This window comes from Liquorilactobacillus vini DSM 20605 (assembly GCF_000255495.1).
Taxonomy (GTDB): domain Bacteria; phylum Bacillota; class Bacilli; order Lactobacillales; family Lactobacillaceae; genus Liquorilactobacillus; species Liquorilactobacillus vini.
Map to the genome: position 1 here is coordinate 1 of NZ_AHYZ01000027.1, position 753 is coordinate 753.

1 protein-coding gene is annotated in these 753 nt (G+C 37.8%); it reads left to right on the forward strand.

The features are described 5' to 3' along the window. Positions 1-152: 152 nt before the first annotated feature. A complete protein-coding gene (tnpA, locus tag ON15_RS01220; protein ID WP_010579648.1) occupies positions 153-617 on the forward strand; it encodes an IS200/IS605 family transposase in 465 nt (154 codons plus the stop codon). Positions 618-753 lie beyond the last annotated feature (136 nt).

Sequence of the window (753 nt, forward strand, 5' to 3'; positions counted from 1 at the left end):
CTTTAGACCTAGTTGAGCTCGCTTGCGTGCGAAACAAAAAACCACCTGCTTTGCGGGTGGAAAAGCAAACGGTTAAACCAAAACGCCCCCATAAGATTTAAAATGTAGGTGTCAAAGCCAAACATTTAAAAATCGAAAGGGGACGCTGAAAATTGGCGAACAGGTTAAATAGTCTTGCACATACAAAATGGTTATGCAAATACCATATCGTCTTTACACCAAAGTATAGAAGAAAAATCATATATAATCAATATCGACGAGATTTGCAAAATGATATTAGATTATTATGTCAGTATAAAGGAGTAAAGATTCTGGAGGGTCATATGATGCCAGACCATGTGCATTTACTTTTAAGTATTCCACCAAAATTAAGTGTTTCAAGTTTTATGGGATATTTAAAAGGTAAAAGTGCATTAATGATGTTTGATCAGCATGCAAATTTAAAGTACAAATTTGGGAATCGTCATTTTTGGTCGGAAGGATATTATGTAAGTACGGTTGGAATGAATGAAACAACCATCAAAAAGTATATTCAAGATCAAGAGAAACATGATCAGGCAATAGATAAATTGAGTGTCAGGGAGTATGAAGACCCTTTTAAGGGTCAAGGTAAGTAGTTCAGGCACCGCTTAAAGCGGTAGCAAAAGTGGCAAATGCAGTTTGGCTTTGATATAAAAAGCCAGCGCCTTGAGACGCTGGCAAGTACATAGGGCTTATAGCCCTGGAGCAAACCACCCGTTTGACGGGTGGTCA